Source organism: Intrasporangium sp. DVR (genome assembly GCF_040365325.1).
In the GTDB taxonomy this organism is placed as follows: Bacteria; Actinomycetota; Actinomycetes; order Actinomycetales; family Dermatophilaceae; genus Intrasporangium.
Genome location: NZ_BAABZW010000005.1, coordinates 471,139 through 492,608, shown reverse-complemented (window position 1 = coordinate 492,608; position 21,470 = coordinate 471,139). Strand labels below are relative to the sequence as shown.

Here is a 21,470-nt window from a genome sequence, read left to right as displayed (position 1 = left end):
CCCTCAGACGGGACCAGGGGCTGCTGACGCGCGTTCTCTTCGGCGGGCCAGCGCCAGCTCGCGGACCGTGGCGATCTGCTCGTCGGTGAAGACGCCGTTCACGCCGGAGATGGTGGCAAGTCGCATGCCGTGCTTCAGCCCGAGGCGGTAGATCTCCTTGACCCGCGCCCACTCGATGTCGCGGCCCACGGTGAAGGTCTCGTACCGCCCCTCGAGTGCGAGCACGACGGTCTCGGCGAGGCAGGCGTAGGCCACGCCCTTCGGCAGGCCGATGCTCTTCATCCGGACATCGCCGGGCAGCTCGATCTCACCGGACTCGACGACGAGGACGTCGGGGCGCTTCGCCACGTCCTCGGCCGACAGGTCCAGTGGGCGGGCCACGTCCGTGATGACGCACCCCGGTTTGACCTGCGTGATGTCGAGGATCCGCTTGCCGGCCCCGGAGGTCGCGGTGACGATGACGTCCATGTCGGCGAGGTGCGCCCCGGGGCGCGCCGTGACGTGGACCCCGGCGCGGGGGTGGTCGCGGCGGATCTCGTCCTTGAGGGCGAGCAGCTTGGCGCTCTCGGGCGACACCATCCAGAGCTCGTCGCAGGCCAGGGCCAGGAGGCGCGCGCAGACCGAGCCGATGGCACCTGTCGCGCCGATGACCATCGCCTTCCCTCGCATCCGTCCCTCGTCGTCCACCTCGACGAGCCCCAGCCGCTGCAACGCCTCATGAGCCGCCCACAGGGCGCCGGAGGCGCTGTAGCTGTTGCCGGTGGTCACCGGCAGCGGCGCACGCTTGGCCACCGTGACACCGGCGTCGCCGACGACCTTGGTGAACGCCCCGAGCCCCATGACCTGGGCGCCGAGCTGCTTCGCCGTGTTCGCTGCCGCGAGCAGCTGGGCGTAGGTGAACTCGGGACTGTGCGAGAGCAGCTCCTTCGGCGTGCCGCCGACGCTGATCAGCCACCCCTCCGCCTCGGCGCCGGTGGGTGAGGTGATCCCCGTGACGTGGCTGTAGGTGAAGGGCGGGATGTAGGCGATCGCCTTCTCGACGCCGTCCATGACGAAGCCCGGGGTAACCCTCGCGAGCGTCCGGAGCGGCTCGACGTTCTGGAAGTACTGCTGGCTGAGCGGGTGGATCACGAAGGCGAAGCGGCTCTTGCGGCGCGGGCCGTTCGGCTGGAGGACGCGCGGCTGGAGGCCCGCGTGGTGGATGCTCTCGACGAAGGCGTCCTCGGCCAGTCCATCCGCCTCGCCCGCGAGGACGAGCAGCGCCTCGAGCACCGCGTCGTCGATGACGACGTCGAAGGGCTGAGGGGTGGTGTCGAGGACGAGGTCCACGTCCCGCCGGGCGAGCTCGGCCAGCCGGTCCGCGGAGACGGCCGAGGTGATGACCGTCTTGCCCCGCAGGTCCTCGAGACCGAAGGCCAGCAGCGCCTCGTGTGTCGAGATGACCACGTCACACTCACCGGCAGCCTTGCGCGCGAAGGCCTGGCTGATCGGCCCCGGCGCGCGGAGCAGCGCCTGGACAGGGCCGGGCAGCTGGCGCGCCGGCCACAGCCCGAGGCTGGCCATCGCCCCCACGACCGGGACCGACTCCAGGCGGCCGAGGAGGTCGAGGAGGAGGGGATCTGTCGTCGAGATGTTGTCGGTGTACTCACGGATGACCTGGGTCGCCCGTGCCTGCTCCTCTCCGCGGAGCACCACGACGCGGGCGTTGTTGAAGTATCCCGGGAGCTGCTTCTGCAGCTGCCGGATCGCCCACTCCTGCAACAGGTTCCTCACCCGGTCACCCGCGGTGATCGGGACGGTGGCGCTGGGCTCCACGAGGCTCTCGACGTCAGAGAGGTCGCCGTCGTACTCGCCCGTGGCGCGGACCTCCCGCAGCCCGGTGATCGCCACGGCCTGCGCCTGTGAGCTCCAGGCGCGGACCAGGTCCTGGACCTCCCGGACCCGCCCGTCCGTGCCGAGCCGGAGGAGACGGTAGTCCTTGCCGAGGAAGGTGACGCGTTCCTCGTAGTCGCCCTCGTGGCTGAGGAGACTGATGTCGACGACGAGCGACGGCTGGACGGCGCCGCGTCGTTTCGTCGCCATGTCAGACCATCGCCTTCGACGGGATGTCGGGGTGCTCGAGCATGTAGTCGATGAGCCGGTCGGCGTAGGTGGGGAACGGCGGACACGCGAGGTCGGTGTCAGCGAGGGCCCGGTCGGTGTTCGTCGTGGAGTAGGTGGTGCGGGAGGCGAAGTAGTCGATCGCCTCAGCCGGCAGGCCGAGCAGCCAAGCGGCTCCTGGCACGGCGCTCATCGCGGCCCGGGTCAGGCCGGCCAGCATGGGGATCCACACCACCCTCCTGCCGAGCCGGTGCGCGAAGTGGTCCACGATCTCGCGGGCGGTGGGCGCCTGCGGGTCCGCCAGCGCGTAGGTGCGGCCTACCGAGGCCTCGAGCTGGGAGAGGTGGTCCATCGCGGCGACGACGAAGTCCCTCGGGACGAGGTAGACCCGGACCCGGTCCGGGTCCGAGAGCCGGGGCACGAGCGCCACCGGCCCCTGCCGACGCAGGAAGCGAGCGAAGTAGTAGGGCCCGTCGAACTTCTGGGTCTCGCCGGTCGCCGAGTCGCCGACGACGATCCCCGGGCGGTAGATGGTCACGGGCAGACCGTCGGTGCTCGCCTGCCGCACGAGGAGCTCGGCAGTGAACTTCGTCGACTCGTAGTGGTTGCGGAAGGACTGGCCCTCGTCGAGGGTGTCCTCGCTGAACTCGCCGGCGTGGTCCCCGCTGACGTAGCAGGTGCTGACGTGGTGCAGGCGTGCCGGCGACGGGCGGGACCAGCAGAAGTCCAGGACGTTGGCGGTGCCGGCGACGTTGACGGCGCGGGCGACCTCGTGGTCGACGCCGAGGTCGTAGACGGCGGCCAGGTGCCAGACCTCGGTGACCGCGTCGAGCGAGGCCCGAGCCTCGGGGGAGAGGCCGAGCCCCGGCTCCGTGATGTCGCCCTCGACGAGCTCGATGCGGCCGAAGGTGAGCGGTGCGGTCTCCGCGAGCTCGCGCACTCGCTCCGACGCGGTGTCCAGGTGGTGGCGCTGCACGAGGCAGATCGCCTTCGAGTCCGGCCGACGGGCGAGGAGACGGGGCAGCAGGGCGGAGCCGAGGAACCCCGGGAATCCCGTCATCAGCAGGTCTGTCACGTCGACCGTGACCTCCTTCGGTCAGCGCCGGAGGGACGGTCCCTCCGCTTCCTGGTCCAGCCTGCCCGGGTTGACCGTCGGTTACCGGGACCTTTGACCCTGTTCCACGTCACACGCCGTCCCCGGCCGCCAGGACGGCCGCGGCGGTCCTGGCCATGTGAGCGGTCCGGGCCTCCGGGACCATGCCCATGAAGTGGACGACATGGGGTCTCGGGACCGTCGGCCGGGTGGCGTACGACTCGGCGGACGAGTTGTAGCAGGTGGCGGCGTCGCGCCCGCCCACGTAGGGCTGGTTCCACCCGGGCGGCAGCCAGCTCGTGTGCGACAGGAAGGAGGTCCCCTCGCCCGGGCCGGCCCAGTGGTACTCCTCGTCTCCGCGTCGCCAGCCCAGCGCGGCGAGCACGGCGCCCTGGTCCGCCCACGGTCCGGGCTGCTGTCCGGCCTCCTCCACGGCGTCGATGAACTCGAACGCCTCCGGGCAGGAGCGCATCAGCCAGACACCGGTGTTGGGGTTGACCCGGTGCTCGAAGGGCACCTGCTCGAGGGCGAGTGCCTGGAAGTGGTCCGGGTGGACGTGCTCAGCGGGGTCCTCGTCGAACCGCACCACGAGGACGTCGGCGTCGAGCCACAGAGCCATGGGGTGATCGGCGAGGGCCTCGCGAAGGATCGCGAGCTTGGCCCACTTCGCCAGCTGTGCCGTTCCGTCGGCTCCGGTGCCGTCGCGGGTCAGGTCCTCGACGTGGACGGCGTATCCCCATCGGGCAGCCAGGCGGCGGAAGGTGGGGAGTGCGTGGTCCCGGAGAGTGGTGCCCATGGTGGGGCCCGCAGCAGTGACGATCACCCCCCTCGACCGGTCCCCGCCCGATGGGCTCGGGCTCGACGGGTCCTGGCGCGAACGCGGCATGGCTCTCCTTGCAGTGGCTGGCGCAACTCAGAGCGGCGACGGTGGATTGGCCTTCCACCTGCACCGTGACACACCGGGGCTCGCACGACAAGGACAGCCCGTGCCACCCCCTCGTCGGCGCGCGCGACCCGGTCATCACCGAAGGCCACCTCGGTCGGTCCGGCCGGGGGGATCACTAGGCTCCGCCCATGCGTCCTCCCCTCGTCGCGCTCGCGGCGGTCGGCGCCGTCCATCTCGGGGCTCAGCTCGTCGACCCGGGCGGGTTGGCCGTTGCCGTGACCCAGGCGCTGCTCATGCCGTCCCTGGCGTGGGTGCTCGTCTCCGGAGCGCCGTCCTTGCGGCCGCGACTCGTCCGGCTCACCAGGGTCGCCCTGGCGTTCTCCTGGCTGGGCGACACGCTGCCGCGCTTCGCGGGCGAGGACGTCCGCTTCCTCGTCATGATCGGCTGCTTCCTCCTGGCCCAGGTGACCTACACGATCGCCTTCTTTCCCCACTGGCGCGCGTCGATCGTCCGCCGTAGGCCGATCCTGCTCCTCCCGTACGCCGCTGGGCTGGCTCGCGTCGTCTCGGCCAGCCACGCTCGGGCCGGCTCCCTCCTCGTGCCGCTGATCTTCTACGGGCTGGCCCTCGGCACGATGGCGGTGCTGGCCACGGGGCTCGGGTGGGTGGCCGGCATCGGGGGAGCGCTCTTCGTCCTGTCCGACTCGCTCATCGCCCTGCGGACCTTCGCCGACGTCGGCCTTCCCGCCCACGACTTCTGGGTGATGCTCAGCTACGTCGCGGGGCAGACGCTCCTCGTTCTCGCCGTCATCCGCGTCCAGGGAGGCGACCTGCTCCGGCGGGCGAGATGAGGGCGCCGGCCTGCGCCGTCAGGGCTTCGCGGACCAGCCTCGTGGCTGCCCGTTCCGCGTGGTCCGGCCGCGACAGCACCGCAACCCGCCGGCCCAGGGCGAGGTCACTGGTGGGTAGCAGGACGAGGCGCCGGCCGTCACGATCGTCCGCCGCGAAGCGGGGCAGCAGCGCGATCCCGAGTCCGGCCGCGACGAACGCCTCCTGGAGGCGCAGGTCGGTGAAGCGATGGGAGACCACCGGTTCACGGCCGGCGGCAGCGAACCACCGTCGAAGTGCGTCGTCGAAGGGCCACCCCTCGGGCACGCTGACCCAGGTCTCTCGCCGCACGTCGTCGAGTCGCACCGACCCGCGGCCGCTCAGGCGGTGACCCGGCGCGAGGGCCACGTCGAGCGGCTCGACGACGAGCTCGGTCACGGACAGCCCGCGCCAGCTCCGCGGCGGAGGACTCGTGCCCCGTGCGGGCCCCGGCTTCACCGCAGGGGCAGCCAGCTCGGTGGCGTGGTGTCCGACGACGAGGTCCATGTCGTCGACGAGCTCGGGATAGCGGTCCCCGTGCAGGTCCGTCTCGATGACCTCCACGTGGACGTCAGGCCACGGCTGCAGCCGGTGCACGACCCCCGGGAGCAGCAGCTGGGCAGCCGTCGGGAAGACACTGAGGCGCACGGTGCCGCGGAGCTCGCCGCGGTACTCGTCCCACCGGCCGTGGAGCCGGGCGAGGGACACCTCGACGTCGGTCGAGGCGTCGACGAGGACCCGCCCCGCGGCTGTGAGCTCGACGCGCCGACCGACCCGGCGCAGCAGGGGGAGCCCCGCCTCGCGCTCGAGCAGCTTGAGCTGCTGGGAGACCGCGGTCGGCGTCAGGCTCACGGCCCGGGCCACCTCGGTGACGGTCGACCGCCGCGCCAGCTCGCGCAGCAGGGCCAGGCGCCGCACGTCCATGAAGGAAAACTACACGGACCGGAAAGAAAGGCTCGATGGACTAGATGATCGGGATCGCCGAGGGTGGAGGAATGGATCTCGGGATGCCGCGGCGAGACGTTCTCTGGGCCGGCCTGGTCGCCGTGATCTGGGGGGTGAACTTCGTCGCGATCCACGCGTCCCTGGAGCACTACCCGCCGTTCCTCCTCGCCGGTCTGCGCTTCCTCGTCCTGGCGATCCCCGCGGTGCTCTTCGTCAGGCGCCCCCAGGTCCAGTGGCGCTGGCTGCTCGGCTACGGCCTCGGTTTCGGCATCCTCCAGTTCGCGTTCCTCTACCTCGGCATGGCGGCGGGGATGCCGGCAGGCCTGTCGTCCCTCGTCCTCCAGGCCTCCGCGCCGTTCACGGTGATCCTCGCCGCCGTCCTCCTGCGTGAGCGGCCCGGGTGGCCGGTCCTCGCCGGCGTGGCCGTCGCCCTGACGGGCCTCGCCGTGATCGCGGGCTATCGCGGGCTGGCCGTGTCCGTGGTGCCGGTGTTGCTGGTTCTCGCTGGAGCGTTCGGCTGGGCCATCGGCAACCTCTGCTCACGGCAGGCACAGCCCGACTCCCCGTTCCGCTTCATGATGTGGATGACCGTCGTCCCGCCGCTGCCGATGCTCGCCTTGTCGCTCCTCGTCGAGGGAACGGACCGGGTCGGCTCCGCCCTGGCCCGCGCGCCGTCCGCCTGGGAGGCGAACCTCGGGCTGGCCTACACCGTCGTCCTCGCCACCGTCGTCGGCAGCGGCCTCTGGACGACCCTGCTCGCCCGCAACTCGGCGAGCGCCGTGGCGCCCTTCTCCATGCTCGTCCCGGTCGCCGGTCTGACGGCTGCGTGGCTCATCCTCGGCGAGCGGCCCTCGGGCTGGGAGCTGTTCGGCGGTGTGCTCATCGTCTCCGGCGTCCTGTGGCCCCACCTGCGGCGGAGGCGCGCTGTTGGCGCGGTGCGAGCCCAGCGGCATACGGCTAGCGTGAAAGCGTGACGATCGAGATCCAGCCGGCCACTCGAGGCCGCTTCGAGGACGTCGCGACGATGCTCGGACCGAAGAACCCCACCTCCACCGTCTGCTGGTGCCTGAGTCACCGGATCGACTCGAAGACCAACCGAGCGCTCGTTGGCCCGGCCCGGAGCGCCTACGTCCAGTCCCTGACCGAGCGCGACGTGGCGCCCGGGGTGCTCGCGTACGAGGACGGCGAGGTCGTGGGTTGGGCGGCCGTGGCCCCCAGGGCGGAGCTGCCGGTCGCCCGGTCGACGAAGATCCCGCACGTCGACGACCTCCCGGTGTGGTCGGTCTTCTGCATCCGCGTCCGTCCCGGTCACCGTGGCCAGGGTATCTCGCACGCCCTGCTGAGCGGCGCCGTCGACTACGCCGCCGCGCACGGGGCGCCAGCTGTCGAGGGATACCCCGTCGACAACCGGGGCCAGAAGGTCGACCTCACGATGGCCTTCGTCGGCACTCGTGGCCTCTTCGAGCAGGCCGGGTTCACCAAGGTGTCGGACACCGACGCCATCGCCGGCGGGTTCCCCCGGGTGCTGATGCGCCGCCGCCTGCGGTGAACCGTGTCACCAGCGGGGGTGGATCGCTGCCAATCGCGTTTTCCCGCAAGGGGTCTCGGTTGTCCAAGTTGTCGGGATTGGCGGCGCGGATGGTCCGAAAACGTGCGCGTCGACGCAGACCGGAGGAGCATCGATGGGTGGCCATCGGGCCACCGAACGGAAGGAGTTGTTGTGAGATTGCCCAGTCAGACCCGCCGACTCCGGGCCGCCGTCGTAGGCATCGCCGGCTCAGCGTTGCTCGCCTCCACCGCCGTGGTCGCTGCGGTTGCAGAACCCGCTCCGACTGCCTCACGAGTCACCTCGCCCCACCCCGTCTGGAGCGCTGCCGCCGCCCAGGACGTCTCGCCGTCCCTCTCGGCGCTCGCGAAGCGTGACCGCTCCATCACCCCCTCGACGACCCGCCTGACCCAGGAGGCCGGCGCCCCGAAGGCCCCCGGCTCAGCGGCCCGGGCTGCTGGACGCGACCCCGCTGTCCAGTCGGCTGCAGGCACGGCCAGCATCGGCTCGACCCTCGCGAACTTCGAGGGCCTCAGCAGCAAGGACAACTTCGACACCTTCGGCTTCCGGGTCAACCCGCCGGACCCGGTCGGGGATGTTGGGCCGAACCACTACGTCGAGATGGTCAACCTCGTCCTCGGCGTCTACTCGAAGTCCGGGGACCGGCTCCTCGGACCCGTCGACACGGGCACGTTGTGGGCGGACTTCCCGGTCGAGGACTGCACCGACCCCTCCGGCGACCCGATCGTGCTCTACGACCAGCTCGTGGACCGCTGGATCCTCTCGCAGTTCACGACGCGTGGCCTGGACGACCCGACGCGGCCGTTCTACAACTGTGTCGCCATCTCCACCACGGGCGACCCCACGGGCACCTACTACCGCTATGCGTTCGAGACGGAGAACTTCCAGTACTTCCCGGACTACCCGAAGTACGGCGTCTGGACCGACTCCTACGTCATCACGACCCGGGAGTTCGGCCCGGTCGACGAGTACGGCATCGGCATCTACGCGCTCGAGAAGAACAAGATGGTCAACGGCGAGCCGGCCCGGGCGGTGAGCTTCTTCATCGACGGCAACGATCCCGAGATGCTGCCCCTCGTCGGCGACGGGCTCCTGCCGGCAGACATCGACGGCAAGCAGAAGCCGAAGGCCGACACCGCGATCCCGATCGTCGGCACCCAGGACGACGACTACGTCTACGGCGCCACGTTCGATGCGCTCAACGTGTGGGACCTCAAGGTCAAGTGGAACTCCCGGACACCGTCCACGGCGTCCCTCCGGCTGGCGACCCAACTGCCGGTGGCCGAGTTCGACTCCGCCTTCCCATGCGCACCCACGTCCCGGGACTGCCTTCCGCAGCCGGGGATCACCGACCCGAGGCAGTACCTCGACGTCCTCTCCTACCGGCAGCGGCCGACCTGGCGCCTGGCCTATCGCAACGTCAAGGGCTACGAGTCCCTCGTCACGACCCAGTCCGTCGAGGCGACCCCCGGCATGGCCGGGATGCGGTGGTATGAGCTGCGCCGGACGGTTGGGGCCTATTCCCTCCACCAGCAGGGCACCTACGCCCCGAGCGACGGGGTGCACCGGTGGATGGGCAGCGTGGCCCAGGACAAGGCCGGAAACCTGGCGCTCGGCTACAGCGTCGTGAACGGAGTCGAGGTCTATCCAGGCGTCCGCTACACGGGCCGTCTCGCCGGTGACACGCTGGGCCAGATGACCCTGGGTGAGGGCACAGTCATCGACGGCACCGGAGTCCAGACGACCCTCAACTCGCGCTGGGGTGACTACACCTCGATGAACGTCGACCCCGTCGACGACTGCACCTTCTGGTACGTCAACGAGTACTACACGGCTGCCGGTCAGGCCTCGAGCCCGGCGGGCTGGCAGACGAGGGTCGCGAGCTTCAAGCTGCCCGGCTGCTGATCCAACCGGCTCTGGAGGGGCGTGTGCCGCCGGGCCCCAGCCCGGCGGCAGACGCCCCTCCTCTGGCTGACGGGATCTCGCCTCCGGAGCCGGTGGGCCGCGGACGTCAGCGACCGCGCTCGACGACCATCGACGCGAGGGTGGCGTCGACCTCAGCCAGGTCCGCGGCAGTGGTGCCCGGCAGGTGGGACACATCGATCACCAGCGGCTCGCGATCGAGATCCACCAGATAGACGACGTCGACCTGGCCGGGAGCGTGGTGGGTGTTCGCCGTGGTGGCGGCGTTGCGCCCGGTCCAGCTGCGGAACTGGCTCTGGTCGCAGCTGTCGAGATCGAGCGCTGCCGATACGGACAGCTCGATCCTGAGGGCCGACACGCCGCCGAGCTCGACCTTGGTCGGCGTTGAGGCGTTGCGTCCCAGCTGGTTCGCCAAGCCGCCCGTGACCGGGGTGGGGATGGTGGCGCCCATCGGCGCGGGGTCGAACCGCCCGTGAACGTGCTCGTCCGCGAGGTCCTGCTCACTCACGGGGCTCTCTCGCCAGTGGCACGGGTCGTCGTAGATGCCCTGCACGGTCCACGCGCTGAGTGCCACTTCCCCGGGCTCGCCGAGGCGCTTGTGGATGCGCCCACGGCTCCAGGACCACCCAGCGGGCACCGTGACGAGGACGTGTCGGTAGTCGGCGACGGCCCCCGGGATGCGGGGCATCACGTACGTTCCCGGCGCCAGCGCTCCCACGGCAGGCAGGCGCATCGCTGATGTCGACGACCGAATCCGCTCCTGCGACGCCGAGGACTGCGGGCTGGCGGGCTGAAGCCGAACCGGCTCGGGACGGCGCAGCAGGGCGGTTCCTGCGAGCGTGAGGGCCACGACGGTCGACAGGACCACCAGCGAGACGCTGCGGCGCCGGTCCCTGCGTGCCTGGGAGCGAACCGTGTCGAGGTCCACGTCGGGCGGGACGACCCGGTCTCCCAGGTGACGGGCAGCCGCGCTCAGCCGCTGATCGAGGGTCATCAGGCACGCCTCCGTCGCAGCTCCCGGGAGGAGCGGCTGGATGTCGCTCCTACCCTGCTCAACGCCGTTGAGTGGTCCGGAGGTTCAGCGCGACCTGACGCGGGCGAAGCGTTCCCGTTCGGCGACGCCCCGAAATATCTTCGGCCGCCCAGCTGGTTGGACCAGCCATGACGGACTACGGCCACGACCTCCTCTTCGGCTCCTTCATCACGCCGAGCAACGCGGCCCCGGAGCGCGTCGTCGCGCTGGCCCAGGTGTCCGAAGCGGCGGGCCTCGACCTCGTCACCTTCCAGGACCACCCGTACCAGCCGGCCTTCCTCGACACGTGGACCCTCCTCAGCTACGTCGCTGCCCGCACGGAGCGCGTCCACCTCGCCGGCAACGTGCTCAACCTCCCGCTCCGCCAGCCGGCGGTCCTCGCCCGGGCGGCGGCCAGCCTCGACCTGCTGAGCGGCGGCCGGGTCGAGCTCGGTCTGGGCGCCGGCGGCTTCTGGGACCCGATCGTCGCCATGGGCGGCGAGCGCCTCACCCCGGGCCAGTCCGTCACGGCGCTGGGAGAGGCCATCGACGTCATCCGCGGCATCTGGGACGAGGACGGCGTCGGCCGGCTCGTCGTCGACGGCCGGCACCACCGGGTCGCCGGAGCCAAACGTGGCCCGGCCCCCGCCCATGACATCGCGATCTGGGTGGGTGGCCTCAAACCGAGGATGCTCGAGCTCATCGGCGAGAAGGCCGACGGTTGGCTGCCCTCCCTCGCCTACCTGGAGGGGCTCGCGCAGCTGGACGAGTCGAACGCGCTGATCGACGACGCGGCAGGCGGTGCCGGACGGGACCCGAGGCAGGTGCGTCGACTGCTCAACGTGGGGGGCCGGTTCACGCCCGAGCCGGGCGGAGGCCTCCTCGTCGGCCCGCCGCGCCAGTGGGCCGAGCAGCTGGCGACCCTGGCGCTCGGGCACGGCGTCAGCGGCTTCATCGCGGTCGGTGACGACCCGGAGCACCTCACGGTGTTCGGGGAGGAGGTCGCGCCGGCGACGCGTGAGCTCGTCGCGGCCGAACGCGGCCGTTGAGGCAACGGCCCCCGAGGGTTGCGTCGCGCTGGAAGCGAGCCCAGCGGCATACGACGTGATCCGTATGCCGCTGGGCTCGCTCCCGCTCGTCGGTGCCGTGGGTGCCCGGCGGGGCGACCGTCAGGCGCGGAGGGCCTCGGCGAGCGCGCGGAAGTGGTCGACGAGGACCGCCATGTCGTCGTCGGTGTGGGCGAGGGAGACCAGCCACTGCTCGTCGAGACCGGGCGGCGTCAGGACACCTCGGTTGACCCCCCAGAGCCAGGACAGCTCGGCGAGGCCGAAGTCGGTCGCCTTGTAGTCGCGGTAGTTGCGCACCGGGGTGGCTGACCACGTGACGCAGCCCTTGACCCCGAGCCCCACCGTGTGGGCGGGCAGCTCGTGGGCGGCGATGATCTCGTCGAGCGCGTCCATGGCGCGGTTGTTCATCGCCTCGGCGGCGTCGAGCGCCTCATGGGTGCAGACCTCGTCGACGGCGCGCGCCGCCGCCATGACGAGCGGGTTGCCGTTGTAGGTCCCGAAGTGAGCCATCCGTCCGTCGACGACGACCTCCATCACCTCGCGCTTGCCGCCGAAGGCCGCGAGCGGCAGACCACCGCCGATCGACTTGGCCAGGGTGATGAGGTCCGGCTGGACCCCGAGGCGCTGGGCGGCGCCCGCGTATCCGGCCGTCAGGCCGGTCTTGACCTCGTCGAAGATCAGGACGACGCCGTGCTCGTCACACGCCGCGCGGACCCCCGCGAGGTAGCCCTCGTCGGGGACGACGATGGAGAGGTTCTCGATGACCGGCTCGATGACGAGCGCGGCCACGTCGCGGCCGTGCTCCGCGAGGACCCGCTCGAGCTGGCCCAGGTCGTTGTAGGCGATGACGTGCACCGTCCCTGCCTCGACGTCGAACGGGATCTCGGGCACGGGTGCGTCCGCCGGGCCGATGTCGGCGAGGTCGGGCTTGACCGAGACCTGCAGCGGGTCGTAGCCGCCGTGGTAGCCGCCCTCGATCTTGATGATCGCCTTGCGACCCGTGTAGGCCCGCGCACACCGGATCGCATACATGAGCGACTCGGTCCCGGAGTTGGTGAAGCGCAGCAGGTCGAGGCCGAACCGCTGCTGGAAGCGCTCGGCCATCTCGGTCGCCTGCGGAGACGGCGTGACGAAGAGCGTCCCGGTGTGGGTCAGCGCCTCGGTGACGTGCTCGACGACGACCGGGTTGAGATGCCCGACGAGCATCGCGCCGAAGCCCATGGACAGGTCGAGGAGCCGGTGCCCGTCGACGTCGGTGAGCCAGGCGCCGCGGGCCGAGGCGACGGAGATCGGGTAGGGCTCCCAGTGCTGGAAGGAGCTCGTGACGCCGAGCGGCAGCGACGTGCTGGCCCGGCGGTTGTGCTCGCCGGACGCGGGGGACCACGCCGTGAAGCGCTCCCATTCCGCCGCCAGGAGCCTCGCGACGTGGGTGGGGTCGACCGGCCGCGACCGGCCGGGCAGTCGGCGTCGCGTGCCGGGATCTGCCTTCGTGGTGTCGAGCGTCTGGGTCATCAGGGCCTCCTTGGATGCACGCTCGAACTATACCGAATCCGTCGACAATATGGCCAGTCAGCATCGGAATCGGTCGGATGGACGGCTGTCGACCTTCGGATTCCGCGTAACCGGGTCCTTGGGGCGGATCCCTCGGTGACGGGCTCACCAGGTCGCGACCGACACGCGGCCGGTTCCGCTCCCGCCAGAGCCCGCCGGGCGTACCGTTGAGGTGTGAACACAGTGCATCTCACGGACGCTGAGCTGGCGCTGACCCGGCATGCCATGCACGCCTACCTGAGCACGTTCGGGCACGACGAGGCCGACGTCCGGGCCCAGGTCAGGAGCGTCATCGCCAAGCTCGAGGCCGCCGAGCACGAAGAGGACCAGCAGATCCCCGTCGGCTGACGGCTCGGTCTGCTGCTACGCGGAGTCGAAGGCGCGCTCGGGCTGCGTGATGGGCAGGCCCGACTGGGCGGCCTTGGCCTCGAAGTCGTCGTCGATGAGCACGACCGGGCCGCCCTGCCCGGCGAGGACCGAGGCAGCGATCGATGCTCGGTAGCCGGTGGCACAGTGCACCCACACCTCCCCGGAGGGGACGTCCCGGAGCCGGTCGAGCAGCTCGTGGATGGGGATGTTGACGGCACCCTCGACGTGCGCTTCGTCGAACTCCGAGCTGCGCCGCACGTCGAGCACCGTGACCGGCCGGTGGTGGCGGACCTGCTCCAGGTCGGCGAACCCGGCACGCTCTTGCGTCCGGAGCGGCGAGTCCGTCCACTCGGTCGGGCTGCCGGTGGCCGCGCCGGCCAGCTGGTCGACGCCGATGCGGACCAGCTCGCGCTGGGCCTCGGCCACCTGCTCCCGGGACTCGCCGAGCAGCGTGAGGGGCGTCCCCCAGGGCATCAGCCAGCCGACGTAGGTGCAGAACTGGCCGTCGATGCCCATGCTCACGGTGCCACCGACGAAGCCGGACGTGAAGGCGGTGCGGCTGCGCAGGTCGACGACCCAGTCGCCCGCCGCGATGCTCCGGGCGATCGCATCACGGTCGGCGCGAGCGGGCGGCGCCAGGTCCGGGGCGACCGGGCCGGCCGCGTTCACCGGGGCCATGTGCACGTAGTAGGCCGGGTAGGCGTCCAGGCCGTCGAGGGTCTCTCGGACCCATTCCTCCTCGCTCTGCGTGAATGCGGGGTTGGCGCGCTTCTCGGCCCCGATCGTCGACTCCGTCCGGTCGTCGGTCGTCGTGCCGGCCGAGCAGAAGCTGCCGAACCCGTGGGTGGGCAGCACCTGGGCCGAGTCGGGCAGCGCCTCGACCAGCCGGTGCGCGGAGGCGTACTGGTGCCTCGCGAGGACCTCGGTGTGGTCGGGGCCGAGCAGGTCCGGACGGCCGGTGGCGCCGAAGAGGAGGGAGCCTCCGGTGAAGACACCGACGGCATCCTCACCGTCATGGACGGCATAGGAGAGGTGGGTGAAGGTGTGGCCGGGGGTCGCGATCGCACGGACCGAGAGGCGGTCGGAGACCGGCACGACGTCACCGTCCGAGATCGCGCTCCGGTCATAGCCGACATCGTCCGCGCCGTTGACGTGGTAGGTCGCGCCCACCTCTCGGGCCAGCGCCAGGCCGCCCGTCACGTAGTCGTTGTGGATGTGGGTCTCGAAGACGTGGGTGATCGACACTCCCTCGGCCCGGGCGAGGTCGAGCACCCGGTCGATGTCCCGCTGGGGATCGACGACGAAGGCCGTCGTGCCGTCGTGCACGAGGTAGCTGCGGTCTCCGAGGCTGGGGGTCTCGATGGGGATGATGCTCGCCATGTCGTTCGCGTCCTTCCTTCGGGGGGTCCGTCCGGCCCATACCCCAGGGGGTGTCGCTCACTCGCGGTCGTCGACCAGTGGCTCCTTGGGCAGCCGCCGCACCTTGTGCCGCCGGCGCCGACGCTCGGGGATCATCGACCGCATCTCCTCGAGCTTGCCGAAGCACAGGAGCCGGTCCTCCGCCTGCAGCTCGGTCCGACGCCGCGGGTTGGGGATGACAGCGGTCCCCCGGTGGAGGGTGAGCACGGTGATGTCCCGGTCGTCGAGGCCGGACTCCGCGATCGTCTTGCCCACGAGGTCGGCGCCCCCGTGGACGACGAGCTCGGCAACGCCGTAGCCGGTGGAGACGGTGAGCCGCTGCCGGACGTCGATCTCGGGAAAGGCCACCTGGTTGGAGATGTAGTCGATGATCGCCCCCGCGACGTCGAGCTTGGTGGCCGTCTCGATCCCCTCGAGACCGGGGGAGGAGTTGACCTCCATGACGAGGGGCCCCTCGATGCCCTCGAGCATGTCGACGCCCGCGACGCGGAGCCCCATGATCTGCGCCGAACGGACCGCGGCCTCCTCGAAGTCCGGGGACAGGGAGACCGGCTCGACCGCGCCACCCCGGTGGACGTTCGAGCGGAACTCGTCGCCGTGCGCCACCCGGCGCATCGCGGCGACGACGCGGTCACCGACGACGAGGGCGCGGATGTCCCGGCCCTTGCTCTCCTTGACGAAGCTCTGGATCAGGACGTTCTGCTTCGTGCTGTGCAGGGTCTCGATGATCGCCTCGGCGACGTTGACCTCGGGGGCGAGGATGACGCCGATGCCCTGGGTGCCCTCGAGCAGCTTGATGACGACGGGTGCGCCGCCGACCCGTTGGATCGCGGGTCGGACGTCGGCGCGGTTGCGGACGAACGTCGTGGCCGGCATCCCGATGTTGTGCCGGGAGAGGATCTGCGTGGCCCGGAGCTTGTCGCGGGAGTTGGCGATCCCGTTCGCGGTGTTGGGCGTGTAGACGTCCATCTGCTCGAACTGGCGCACCACCGCGGTGCCGAAGTACGTGATCGAGTTGCCGATCCGGGGCAGCACGGCGTCGTAGTCGGAGATCGGCCGGCCGCGGAACTGGAGGTCCGGATCGGGGCCGGACAGGTCGATGGCGAAGCGCAACGTGTTGAGCACCCGGACCTCGTGGCCGCGGTCGAGTGCGGCGGTCCGGAGCCGCTGGGTCGAGTACGCCCGCGGGGCGCGCGAGAGGATCGCGAGTTTCATGGCCCTTACCTGCAAAGATGATCGACGTGTTGGAGCCGACCCATCTAAGCACCCACGTGGGGTGGCGTGAGTGGGTGAGCCTTCCCGGCTTCGGGGTGCCGTGGATCAAGGCCAAGGTCGACACGGGTGCCCGCTCCTCCTCCCTCCACGCCTTCGACATCGAGCACATCACCCACGACGGCGAGCCGTGGGTCCGCTTCTCGGTGCGACCGTGGCAGCGGTCCGATGCCGACGCTGTCGTCGTCGAGTGCCCGATCCAGGACGAGCGGATCGTCCGCAGCTCGTCGGGGCACGCCGAGGAGCGGATCGTCGTGCTCGTCGACCTCGTCCTCGGCAAGCGCACGATCCAGGCGGAGCTCACCCTGACCAACCGTGACCAGATGGGCTTCCGCATGCTCATCGGCCGCGAGGCCCTGCGTCAGGGGTTCCTCGTCGACCCGCGGCGCTCCTACCTTGGAGGCCGCCCGCGGCTCGCGATGCGGCGTCGGAACCGGGGTCGCTGATGCCCCGAGCCTCGTTCGGCATCGGCCCCGTCCGAGTCCGTCCCGGCTATGCGCGGGAGGTCGAGCTGCCGATCACCCGCCTCGTCACCGGCGCCGAGATCACCCTGCCGGTCCGGGTCGTGCACGGGCGTGACGACGGCCCGACCGTGTGGGTCACGGCGACGATCCACGGCGACGAGGTCGTCGGCATCGAGGTCATCCGGCGCGTGCTGGCCCGGCTCAACCCCAAGACCTTCCGGGGCACCCTGGTGGCGGCGCCCATCGTCAACGTCCTCGGTTTCACGGCGGGCGACCGCTACCTGCCGGACCGGCGCGACCTCAACCGCTCCTTCCCGGGGTCGGCGCGTGGGTCGCTGGCCAGCCGCATCGCCCATCTCGTCATGACCGAGGTCGTCGGCCGAGGCGAGGTCGGCATCGACCTGCACACCGGCTCGTTCGGCCGGACGAACCACCCGCAGGTCCGGGCGGACCTCGACGACCCGCGCACGCTCGCCCTGGCCGAGGCCTTCGGTGCCCCGGTCATGATCAACGCCAGGCTGCGCGACGGCTCGTTGCGGGCAGCCGCACGCGAGCGCGGCGCGGCAGTGCTGCTCTACGAGGCCGGTGAGGCCTGGCGCTTCGACGAGTGGGCCATCGACGCGGGCACAGCGGGGGTGCGACGGGTCCTCGCCTCACTCGGCATGGCGGAGCCGGTCGACCCGGCACCGGCGCCCAGTCTCGTCTCGCGGTCGAGCGGGTGGGTCCGCGCCCGCCGGACCGGCATCCTTCAGCTCGACGTGGTCCTCGGCCAGCGGGTGGAGGTCGGCCATCGGCTCGGCAGCCTCACCGACTCGTTCGGCAAGACGCTGCGACTCGTCCACGCCGACCGCTCGGGCATCGTGATCGGCCGCACGACGACCCCGCTCGTCAACCGGGGGGACGCCCTGATCCACATCGCGGGGGTGGAGCCGGTCGGCTCACCCCGCGGCGTCGAGACCTCCGTCGACCCCTCGGTCGACCCGTCGTCCGACCCCTCGGTCGACCCGTTGTTCGACCCGTTGGTCGACGCGCTGCCCCACCACGATCTCGACCCGGACCTGAGCTGAGGAGGGTGTCATGACGAGGAGCCGGACCGAGCGGGCTGCGACGGCGTCCGTCGGCGCGCTGGCCGTGGTGCTGCTCCTGGTCGGGGCCCTGCTGTGGGAGGGCGAGCCCACCTCGTTCGGCTGGTTCGCCTACGAGCCGATGTCGGAGGAGACGCTCTCGCAGCTCGTCTTCGTCAATGACCGACGCGTCGCGGGTCTCACGTCCATGGTCACGGGCCTGCTGCTCCTCGCCGGTCTCGGGGGCTACCTCCTCGGCCGACGGGTGTCGGCCCGTCCCCCGCACTGAGGGTCCGGCCGGGGTGGGCCGTTACGATGCCAAGGTGCCCAGACTCGTGCTCACTGTCATCGGCGACGACCGCTCCGGCCTCGTGGAGGCCCTCGCCAACGTCGTCACCGCGCACGGCGGCAACTGGGAGCGCAGCCAGATGGCTGAGCTCGCCGGCAAGTTCGCCGGGATCGTCGTCGTCTCCGTCCCCGCGGACCGGGTCGACGAGCTGACGAGCTCGCTGCACGAGCTCGACGGCCTGCTCGAGGTGTCGGCACACCCCGGCGCCGAGACGCCCACAGCCCTGCCACGGACGGAGCACCCCACCCTCACCATCGACCTCGTCGGCAACGACCACCCGGGCATCGTCCACGACGTGTCCGCGGTGCTGGCCCGGCACGGACTGAGCATCGTCACCATCGAGACGACCACCCGCGAGGCGCCGATGGCGGGTGGGCGCCTCTTCGAGGCGCACGTCGTCGTCGCGATCCCGCCGGCGGCGGAGGTCGCCCGGATCCGCGGTGACCTCGAGCGCCTCGCGTCCGAGCTGCTCGTCGACCTCGACGTGAGCGAGCAGTAGGACCGAGCCGTATGCCGCTGGGCTCGGACCCGCACGTCGTCGTCCTGGTCGAGGGGCGCAGTGACGCCGCGGCCGTGGCGGTGCTGCTCAAGGCGCGCGGACTCGACGTCAACGGCCGGGTCAAGCTCGTCTCGATGGGCGGGGTCACCAACGTGGCCCGGGAGCTGCGCCGCGCCCTGAGCGAGCATCCCGGCGCCGCCGTGCTCGGGCTCTACGACGCGGCGGAGGAGCGCTTCGTCGTCGGCGCGCTGCAGCGGGCCCACGTGCTGCCGGATGGCCCGGTGGACCCGGTCGCACACGGCTTCTTCCTCTGCGACCGCGACCTCGAGGACGAGCTCATCCGTGCCGTCGGCACGTCGGCCGTCGAGGACGCACTGGAGGAGATGGGCCATCTCGAGCGGTTCCGGACCTTCCAGCACCAACCGGAGTGGCGCGGTCGTCCGCTGGCCGACCAGCTCCACCGGTTCGCCGGCAGTGGCTCGGGGCGCAAGGCGGTCCTCGCCGAGCAGCTGGCGGTGCGGCTCGAGCCCGGCACGACCCCACGTCCGCTGGCCGCACTCCTCGACCGGGTCGCCGCGCAGGTGGCCCGGTCCTGAGCCGGTCGAACTTTTTCCCCGCCAAAGCCTGCTCAACCGCCTCATCGGGTGTGTACTGCGAAGGTCCCCTGCAACGCCGAGCCACCGGCGTCGGCGCTGCCCGGGCCTTTCTGATGAAGGGACTGAAGCATGAGCGATTGGCAACGATCACGGGTCCTGGCTTCCGGCGCGGCGGCACTGCTGGCGCTGGGACTGGCCTTCTCGAGCGGAGTCGCGGCATCCGCGCTTCCGACGGCCAAGGCTGACCAGGGCAAGGGCGGGAGCGACCAGCGCCACACCGGCCCTGACTACAACAACGGCAAGAAGCTCTCCATCGACAAGAAGATGAGCGAGAAGGTCAAGGGACAGCCACCCCTGGGACCGGCCAAGGTCGGCTCGGTCCGCACCTGGCTCGCTCTTGACGACTACAGAGGCCGGATCTACCTGAAGAACTACACGCTCCGCGGAGTCGGTGACAACATCGAGGTCTGGGTCGCCAACGACCGCGCCTTCCCCGCCGGCGACTGCCGCAACGACCTCGGGCTGACCAACGTCACCGACGCCCAGGTGCAGAACTTCATCCACGAGTTCGACTCGAAGATCTACCCGCTGGAGTCGGAGTACTTCTCCGTGCCGCCGGACCGAGACGGCAAGAGAGCGCTGCTGCCCTCTCTCATCCCCAACATCCCGTCCTCGGAGTACCGGGGAGAGGGTGACAAGATCGTCACCCTGGTGGACAACGTCCGCGACGCGAACTACTACAAACCGACCACCCCGGACGGCCAGACCTACATCGCGGGCTTCTTCTACTCCGTCTTCAACGAGTACTTCAACCGCAACGTGATGACCATCGACGCGTTCGACTGGCTGCACCGCACCGGTGCGAACCCGCCGGACGACTCCGCCGACCCCGCCTACCAGGCGTGCACCGCGCAGCTCGGGGCCGTCCCGTCACGGGCGCTGGGCCTGCCCCGTCCGCACCTCTACGAGGGCGTCTTCGCCCACGAGTACCAGCACCTGCTCGAGTACTACGAGGACCCGGACGAGGCCTCGTGGGTCAACGAGGGCCTCTCCGACTGGGCCCAGACCCTCGTCGGCTACGTGGACCCGTCGGTCCCGCCGGACCAGCCGGGCGCGGACAGCCACATCGCGTGCTTCCTCGGGTTCCTGCCCGAGAGCTTCGGCGGCCCCGAGAACTCCCTGACGGGGTGGGGCGACCAGGGCGGGCCGGAGACGCTGTGCGACTACGGTGCCACCTACACCTTCATGGAGTACTTCGTCAGCCACTACGGCGCGGATGCGATGACCGCTCTCCATCGTGAGGACGCGAACGGGCTCGTCGGCGTCGACGTCGTGCTTGACGGACAGGGTGCCACGACGAGTGCCCGGGAGACCGTGCACAACTGGGCGGCTGCGGTGGCCGTTGATGCCAAGGTGGACGCCGGTGGCGCCCTCAACGGCATCGGCTCCGACGCGGTCACGGCCGACTCCCTGTCGGCGAAGATCAACTGGGACACGCCGGAGGCCTACACGGACCCGGGCGCACCGCCGAACGGGTCGGACTACGTGCGGCTGCGCACTGCGGACGGCACCTACCTCTCCGCCGCGGACATCAGCTCCATCACCTTCGACGGTGACGCCTCGCTCGCGCCCGACCCGGTCGCGTGGACGGTCGACACCACGCCGCCCGGCGCGACCACGGCAGAGACGTCCTGTGGCAACGTGCCCGACGGCACCGGGGACCCGGCTCTCTACTCCGGCTGCGGGCCCAACCTCGACCGTGCCATCGTCCGCAGCGTCACGGTCCCCGCGAGCGGCGGCAATCTCACCTTCGACGCCCTCTGGGACGCCGAGTTCGGCTGGGACTACGGCTTCGTCCAGGTCTCGACGGACAACGGTGAGACGTGGACGAGCCTTGCCACCGCGGACACGACGTCGGCCCACGACCCGGGCGCAGTCAGCGCCATCGTCGCGGAGCTGCCCGGCTTCACCGGGGACTCCGGGACGTGGCGGCCGCAGTCGGCCAGCCTGGCCGACTACGCCGGCAGCGACATCCTCGTCGCGTTCCGCTACATGACGGACTCAGGCGTCGATGAAGGCGGCTTCTGGGTGCGCAACATCAACGCAGCGGGGACGGTCCTCCCGAGTGACACCCTGACCGGGTGGCAGTCGGCGACCGAGGTCAACCCGGTCGAGGTCCAGGGCTTCACCGTCCAGCTCGTCGCCTACGGCGCGGACGGTACTCCGGTGTGGGTCCACCGGATGGGCCTGGACGGCGCCTTCGACGGAACGCTCGAGGGGGCCGCGCTGGACGCCGCGATCGGCACCAGCGCCTCCACCGTGGCGGCGATCGTCATGTACGACGACGACACGGAGAACGCGCCGAAGCAGGCCGGCTACTCGCTCACCGTGAACGGCGTGGAGCAGCCCGGCGGCTGAGCCGCTCCG

The 21,470-nt window shown here is 70.9% G+C and carries 20 protein-coding genes; 12 read left to right on the top strand and 8 right to left on the bottom strand.

All coding sequences use genetic code 11. The annotated features are described in order from the left end of the window. Positions 1-3 precede the first annotated feature (3 nt). The 3 genes from ABWV20_RS06860 to ABWV20_RS06850 form a co-directional block, all read right to left on the bottom strand. Positions 4-2,082 (bottom strand): DUF8754 domain-containing protein, encoded by a 2,079-nt coding sequence (locus tag ABWV20_RS06860; protein ID WP_353354086.1) that lies wholly within the window; start codon positions 2,080-2,082, stop codon positions 4-6. A 1-nt stretch (position 2,083) separates the two neighbouring features. Further along, on the bottom strand, positions 2,084-3,175 hold the full coding sequence (locus ABWV20_RS06855) for an SDR family oxidoreductase (protein WP_353354085.1): 1,092 nt from the start codon (positions 3,173-3,175) through the stop codon (positions 2,084-2,086). Between the two features lie 109 nt (positions 3,176-3,284). Then, a complete protein-coding gene (locus tag ABWV20_RS06850) occupies positions 3,285-4,079 on the bottom strand; it encodes a glycosyltransferase family protein (RefSeq protein WP_353354084.1) in 795 nt (264 codons plus the stop codon). Between the two features lie 188 nt (positions 4,080-4,267). Here ABWV20_RS06850 and ABWV20_RS06845 point away from each other — a divergent pair, with 188 nt between their 5' ends. After that, the gene (locus ABWV20_RS06845; RefSeq protein ID WP_353354083.1) at positions 4,268-4,930 is read left to right on the top strand and encodes a lysoplasmalogenase; all 663 of its coding nucleotides are present in this window, start codon (positions 4,268-4,270) and stop codon (positions 4,928-4,930) included. Here the strand turns inward: ABWV20_RS06845 and ABWV20_RS06840 are convergent. Continuing rightward, positions 4,887-5,870 carry a LysR family transcriptional regulator gene (locus tag ABWV20_RS06840; RefSeq protein WP_353354082.1) on the bottom strand — a complete coding sequence of 328 codons (984 nt, stop codon included), beginning with the start codon at positions 5,868-5,870 and terminating at the stop codon, positions 4,887-4,889. The two genes, ABWV20_RS06845 and ABWV20_RS06840, sit on opposite strands and share 44 nt — an antisense overlap. Positions 5,871-5,941: 71 nt before the next feature. On the opposite strand from ABWV20_RS06840, the gene ABWV20_RS06835 reads away from it, so the two are divergent. The 3 genes from ABWV20_RS06835 to ABWV20_RS06825 all read left to right on the top strand — a co-directional run bounded on the left by ABWV20_RS06835 (position 5,942) and on the right by ABWV20_RS06825 (position 9,363). Further along, positions 5,942-6,865, top strand: a complete 924-nt coding sequence (locus ABWV20_RS06835) for an EamA family transporter (protein WP_353354081.1) — start codon at positions 5,942-5,944, stop codon at positions 6,863-6,865. Then, entirely contained in the window at positions 6,862-7,440 is a 579-nt protein-coding gene (locus ABWV20_RS06830) for a GNAT family N-acetyltransferase (protein ID WP_353354080.1), read from the top strand. Before ABWV20_RS06835 ends, ABWV20_RS06830 begins: the two co-directional genes overlap by 4 nt. A 171-nt stretch (positions 7,441-7,611) precedes the next feature. After that, positions 7,612-9,363 (top strand): hypothetical protein, encoded by a 1,752-nt coding sequence (locus tag ABWV20_RS06825; RefSeq protein WP_353354079.1) that lies wholly within the window; start codon positions 7,612-7,614, stop codon positions 9,361-9,363. A 106-nt stretch (positions 9,364-9,469) separates the two neighbouring features. On the opposite strand, the gene ABWV20_RS06820 is transcribed toward ABWV20_RS06825, so the two are convergent. After that, the gene (locus ABWV20_RS06820) at positions 9,470-10,375 is read right to left on the bottom strand and encodes a hypothetical protein (RefSeq protein WP_353354078.1); all 906 of its coding nucleotides are present in this window, start codon (positions 10,373-10,375) and stop codon (positions 9,470-9,472) included. 167 nt (positions 10,376-10,542) lie between these two features. Here ABWV20_RS06820 and ABWV20_RS06815 point away from each other — a divergent pair, with 167 nt between their 5' ends. Then, the gene (locus tag ABWV20_RS06815; RefSeq protein WP_353354077.1) at positions 10,543-11,442 is read left to right on the top strand and encodes an LLM class flavin-dependent oxidoreductase; all 900 of its coding nucleotides are present in this window, start codon (positions 10,543-10,545) and stop codon (positions 11,440-11,442) included. Between the two features lie 120 nt (positions 11,443-11,562). Here ABWV20_RS06815 and ABWV20_RS06810 read toward each other — a convergent pair whose 3' ends face one another. Further along, complete coding sequence (locus tag ABWV20_RS06810) at positions 11,563-12,972, bottom strand: aspartate aminotransferase family protein (protein ID WP_353354076.1); 1,410 nt, start codon at positions 12,970-12,972, stop codon at positions 11,563-11,565. 213 nt (positions 12,973-13,185) lie between these two features. Here ABWV20_RS06810 and ABWV20_RS06805 point away from each other — a divergent pair, with 213 nt between their 5' ends. Continuing rightward, positions 13,186-13,359 carry a hypothetical protein gene (locus tag ABWV20_RS06805; RefSeq protein ID WP_353354075.1) on the top strand — a complete coding sequence of 58 codons (174 nt, stop codon included), beginning with the start codon at positions 13,186-13,188 and terminating at the stop codon, positions 13,357-13,359. Positions 13,360-13,374: 15 nt separating this feature from the next. Here the strand turns inward: ABWV20_RS06805 and ABWV20_RS06800 are convergent, their stop codons facing one another. Continuing rightward, positions 13,375-14,760 carry an MBL fold metallo-hydrolase gene (locus tag ABWV20_RS06800; protein WP_353354074.1) on the bottom strand — a complete coding sequence of 462 codons (1,386 nt, stop codon included), beginning with the start codon at positions 14,758-14,760 and terminating at the stop codon, positions 13,375-13,377. A 57-nt stretch (positions 14,761-14,817) separates the two neighbouring features. Continuing rightward, a complete protein-coding gene (locus ABWV20_RS06795; RefSeq protein WP_353354073.1) occupies positions 14,818-16,014 on the bottom strand; it encodes a RimK family alpha-L-glutamate ligase in 1,197 nt (398 codons plus the stop codon). Between the two features lie 17 nt (positions 16,015-16,031). Here ABWV20_RS06795 and ABWV20_RS06790 point away from each other — a divergent pair, with 17 nt between their 5' ends. The 6 genes from ABWV20_RS06790 (at position 16,032) to ABWV20_RS06765 (ending at position 21,461) form a co-directional block, all read left to right on the top strand. Beyond that, entirely contained in the window at positions 16,032-16,517 is a 486-nt protein-coding gene (locus tag ABWV20_RS06790) for an ATP-dependent zinc protease family protein (RefSeq protein WP_353354072.1), read from the top strand. Next, the gene (locus tag ABWV20_RS06785) at positions 16,517-17,602 is read left to right on the top strand and encodes a succinylglutamate desuccinylase/aspartoacylase family protein (protein WP_353354071.1); all 1,086 of its coding nucleotides are present in this window, start codon (positions 16,517-16,519) and stop codon (positions 17,600-17,602) included. Before ABWV20_RS06790 ends, ABWV20_RS06785 begins: the two co-directional genes overlap by 1 nt. Before the next feature lie 10 nt (positions 17,603-17,612). After that, positions 17,613-17,888, top strand: coding sequence for a hypothetical protein (locus tag ABWV20_RS06780; protein WP_353354070.1), 276 nt, complete (start codon positions 17,613-17,615; stop codon positions 17,886-17,888). A 34-nt stretch (positions 17,889-17,922) separates the two neighbouring features. Then, entirely contained in the window at positions 17,923-18,447 is a 525-nt protein-coding gene (locus ABWV20_RS06775; protein WP_353354069.1) for a glycine cleavage system transcriptional repressor, read from the top strand. 11 nt (positions 18,448-18,458) lie between these two features. Then, positions 18,459-19,043, top strand: a complete 585-nt coding sequence (locus tag ABWV20_RS06770; protein WP_353354068.1) for an ATP-dependent endonuclease — start codon at positions 18,459-18,461, stop codon at positions 19,041-19,043. A 129-nt stretch (positions 19,044-19,172) separates the two neighbouring features. Further along, positions 19,173-21,461 (top strand): peptidase M6, encoded by a 2,289-nt coding sequence (locus ABWV20_RS06765; protein ID WP_353354067.1) that lies wholly within the window; start codon positions 19,173-19,175, stop codon positions 21,459-21,461. The last annotated feature ends 9 nt before the right edge of the window (positions 21,462-21,470 follow it).

Coding starts and splice junctions, on each gene's coding strand:
- ABWV20_RS06795 (WP_353354073.1), bottom strand. CDS start 16,014: ATGAAACTCGCGATCCTCTCGCGCGCCCCGCGGGCGTACTCGACCCAG.
- ABWV20_RS06800 (WP_353354074.1), bottom strand. CDS start 14,760: ATGGCGAGCATCATCCCCATCGAGACCCCCAGCCTCGGAGACCGCAGC.
- ABWV20_RS06820 (WP_353354078.1), bottom strand. CDS start 10,375: ATGACCCTCGATCAGCGGCTGAGCGCGGCTGCCCGTCACCTGGGAGAC.
- ABWV20_RS06810 (WP_353354076.1), bottom strand. CDS start 12,972: ATGACCCAGACGCTCGACACCACGAAGGCAGATCCCGGCACGCGACGC.
- ABWV20_RS06860 (WP_353354086.1), bottom strand. CDS start 2,082: ATGGCGACGAAACGACGCGGCGCCGTCCAGCCGTCGCTCGTCGTCGAC.
- ABWV20_RS06815 (WP_353354077.1), top strand. CDS start 10,543: ATGACGGACTACGGCCACGACCTCCTCTTCGGCTCCTTCATCACGCCG.
- ABWV20_RS06835 (WP_353354081.1), top strand. CDS start 5,942: ATGGATCTCGGGATGCCGCGGCGAGACGTTCTCTGGGCCGGCCTGGTC.
- ABWV20_RS06845 (WP_353354083.1), top strand. CDS start 4,268: ATGCGTCCTCCCCTCGTCGCGCTCGCGGCGGTCGGCGCCGTCCATCTC.
- ABWV20_RS06770 (WP_353354068.1), top strand. CDS start 18,459: ATGCCGCTGGGCTCGGACCCGCACGTCGTCGTCCTGGTCGAGGGGCGC.
- ABWV20_RS06850 (WP_353354084.1), bottom strand. CDS start 4,079: ATGCCGCGTTCGCGCCAGGACCCGTCGAGCCCGAGCCCATCGGGCGGG.
- ABWV20_RS06780 (WP_353354070.1), top strand. CDS start 17,613: ATGACGAGGAGCCGGACCGAGCGGGCTGCGACGGCGTCCGTCGGCGCG.
- ABWV20_RS06840 (WP_353354082.1), bottom strand. CDS start 5,870: ATGGACGTGCGGCGCCTGGCCCTGCTGCGCGAGCTGGCGCGGCGGTCG.
- ABWV20_RS06790 (WP_353354072.1), top strand. CDS start 16,032: ATGATCGACGTGTTGGAGCCGACCCATCTAAGCACCCACGTGGGGTGG.
- ABWV20_RS06785 (WP_353354071.1), top strand. CDS start 16,517: ATGCCCCGAGCCTCGTTCGGCATCGGCCCCGTCCGAGTCCGTCCCGGC.
- ABWV20_RS06765 (WP_353354067.1), top strand. CDS start 19,173: ATGAGCGATTGGCAACGATCACGGGTCCTGGCTTCCGGCGCGGCGGCA.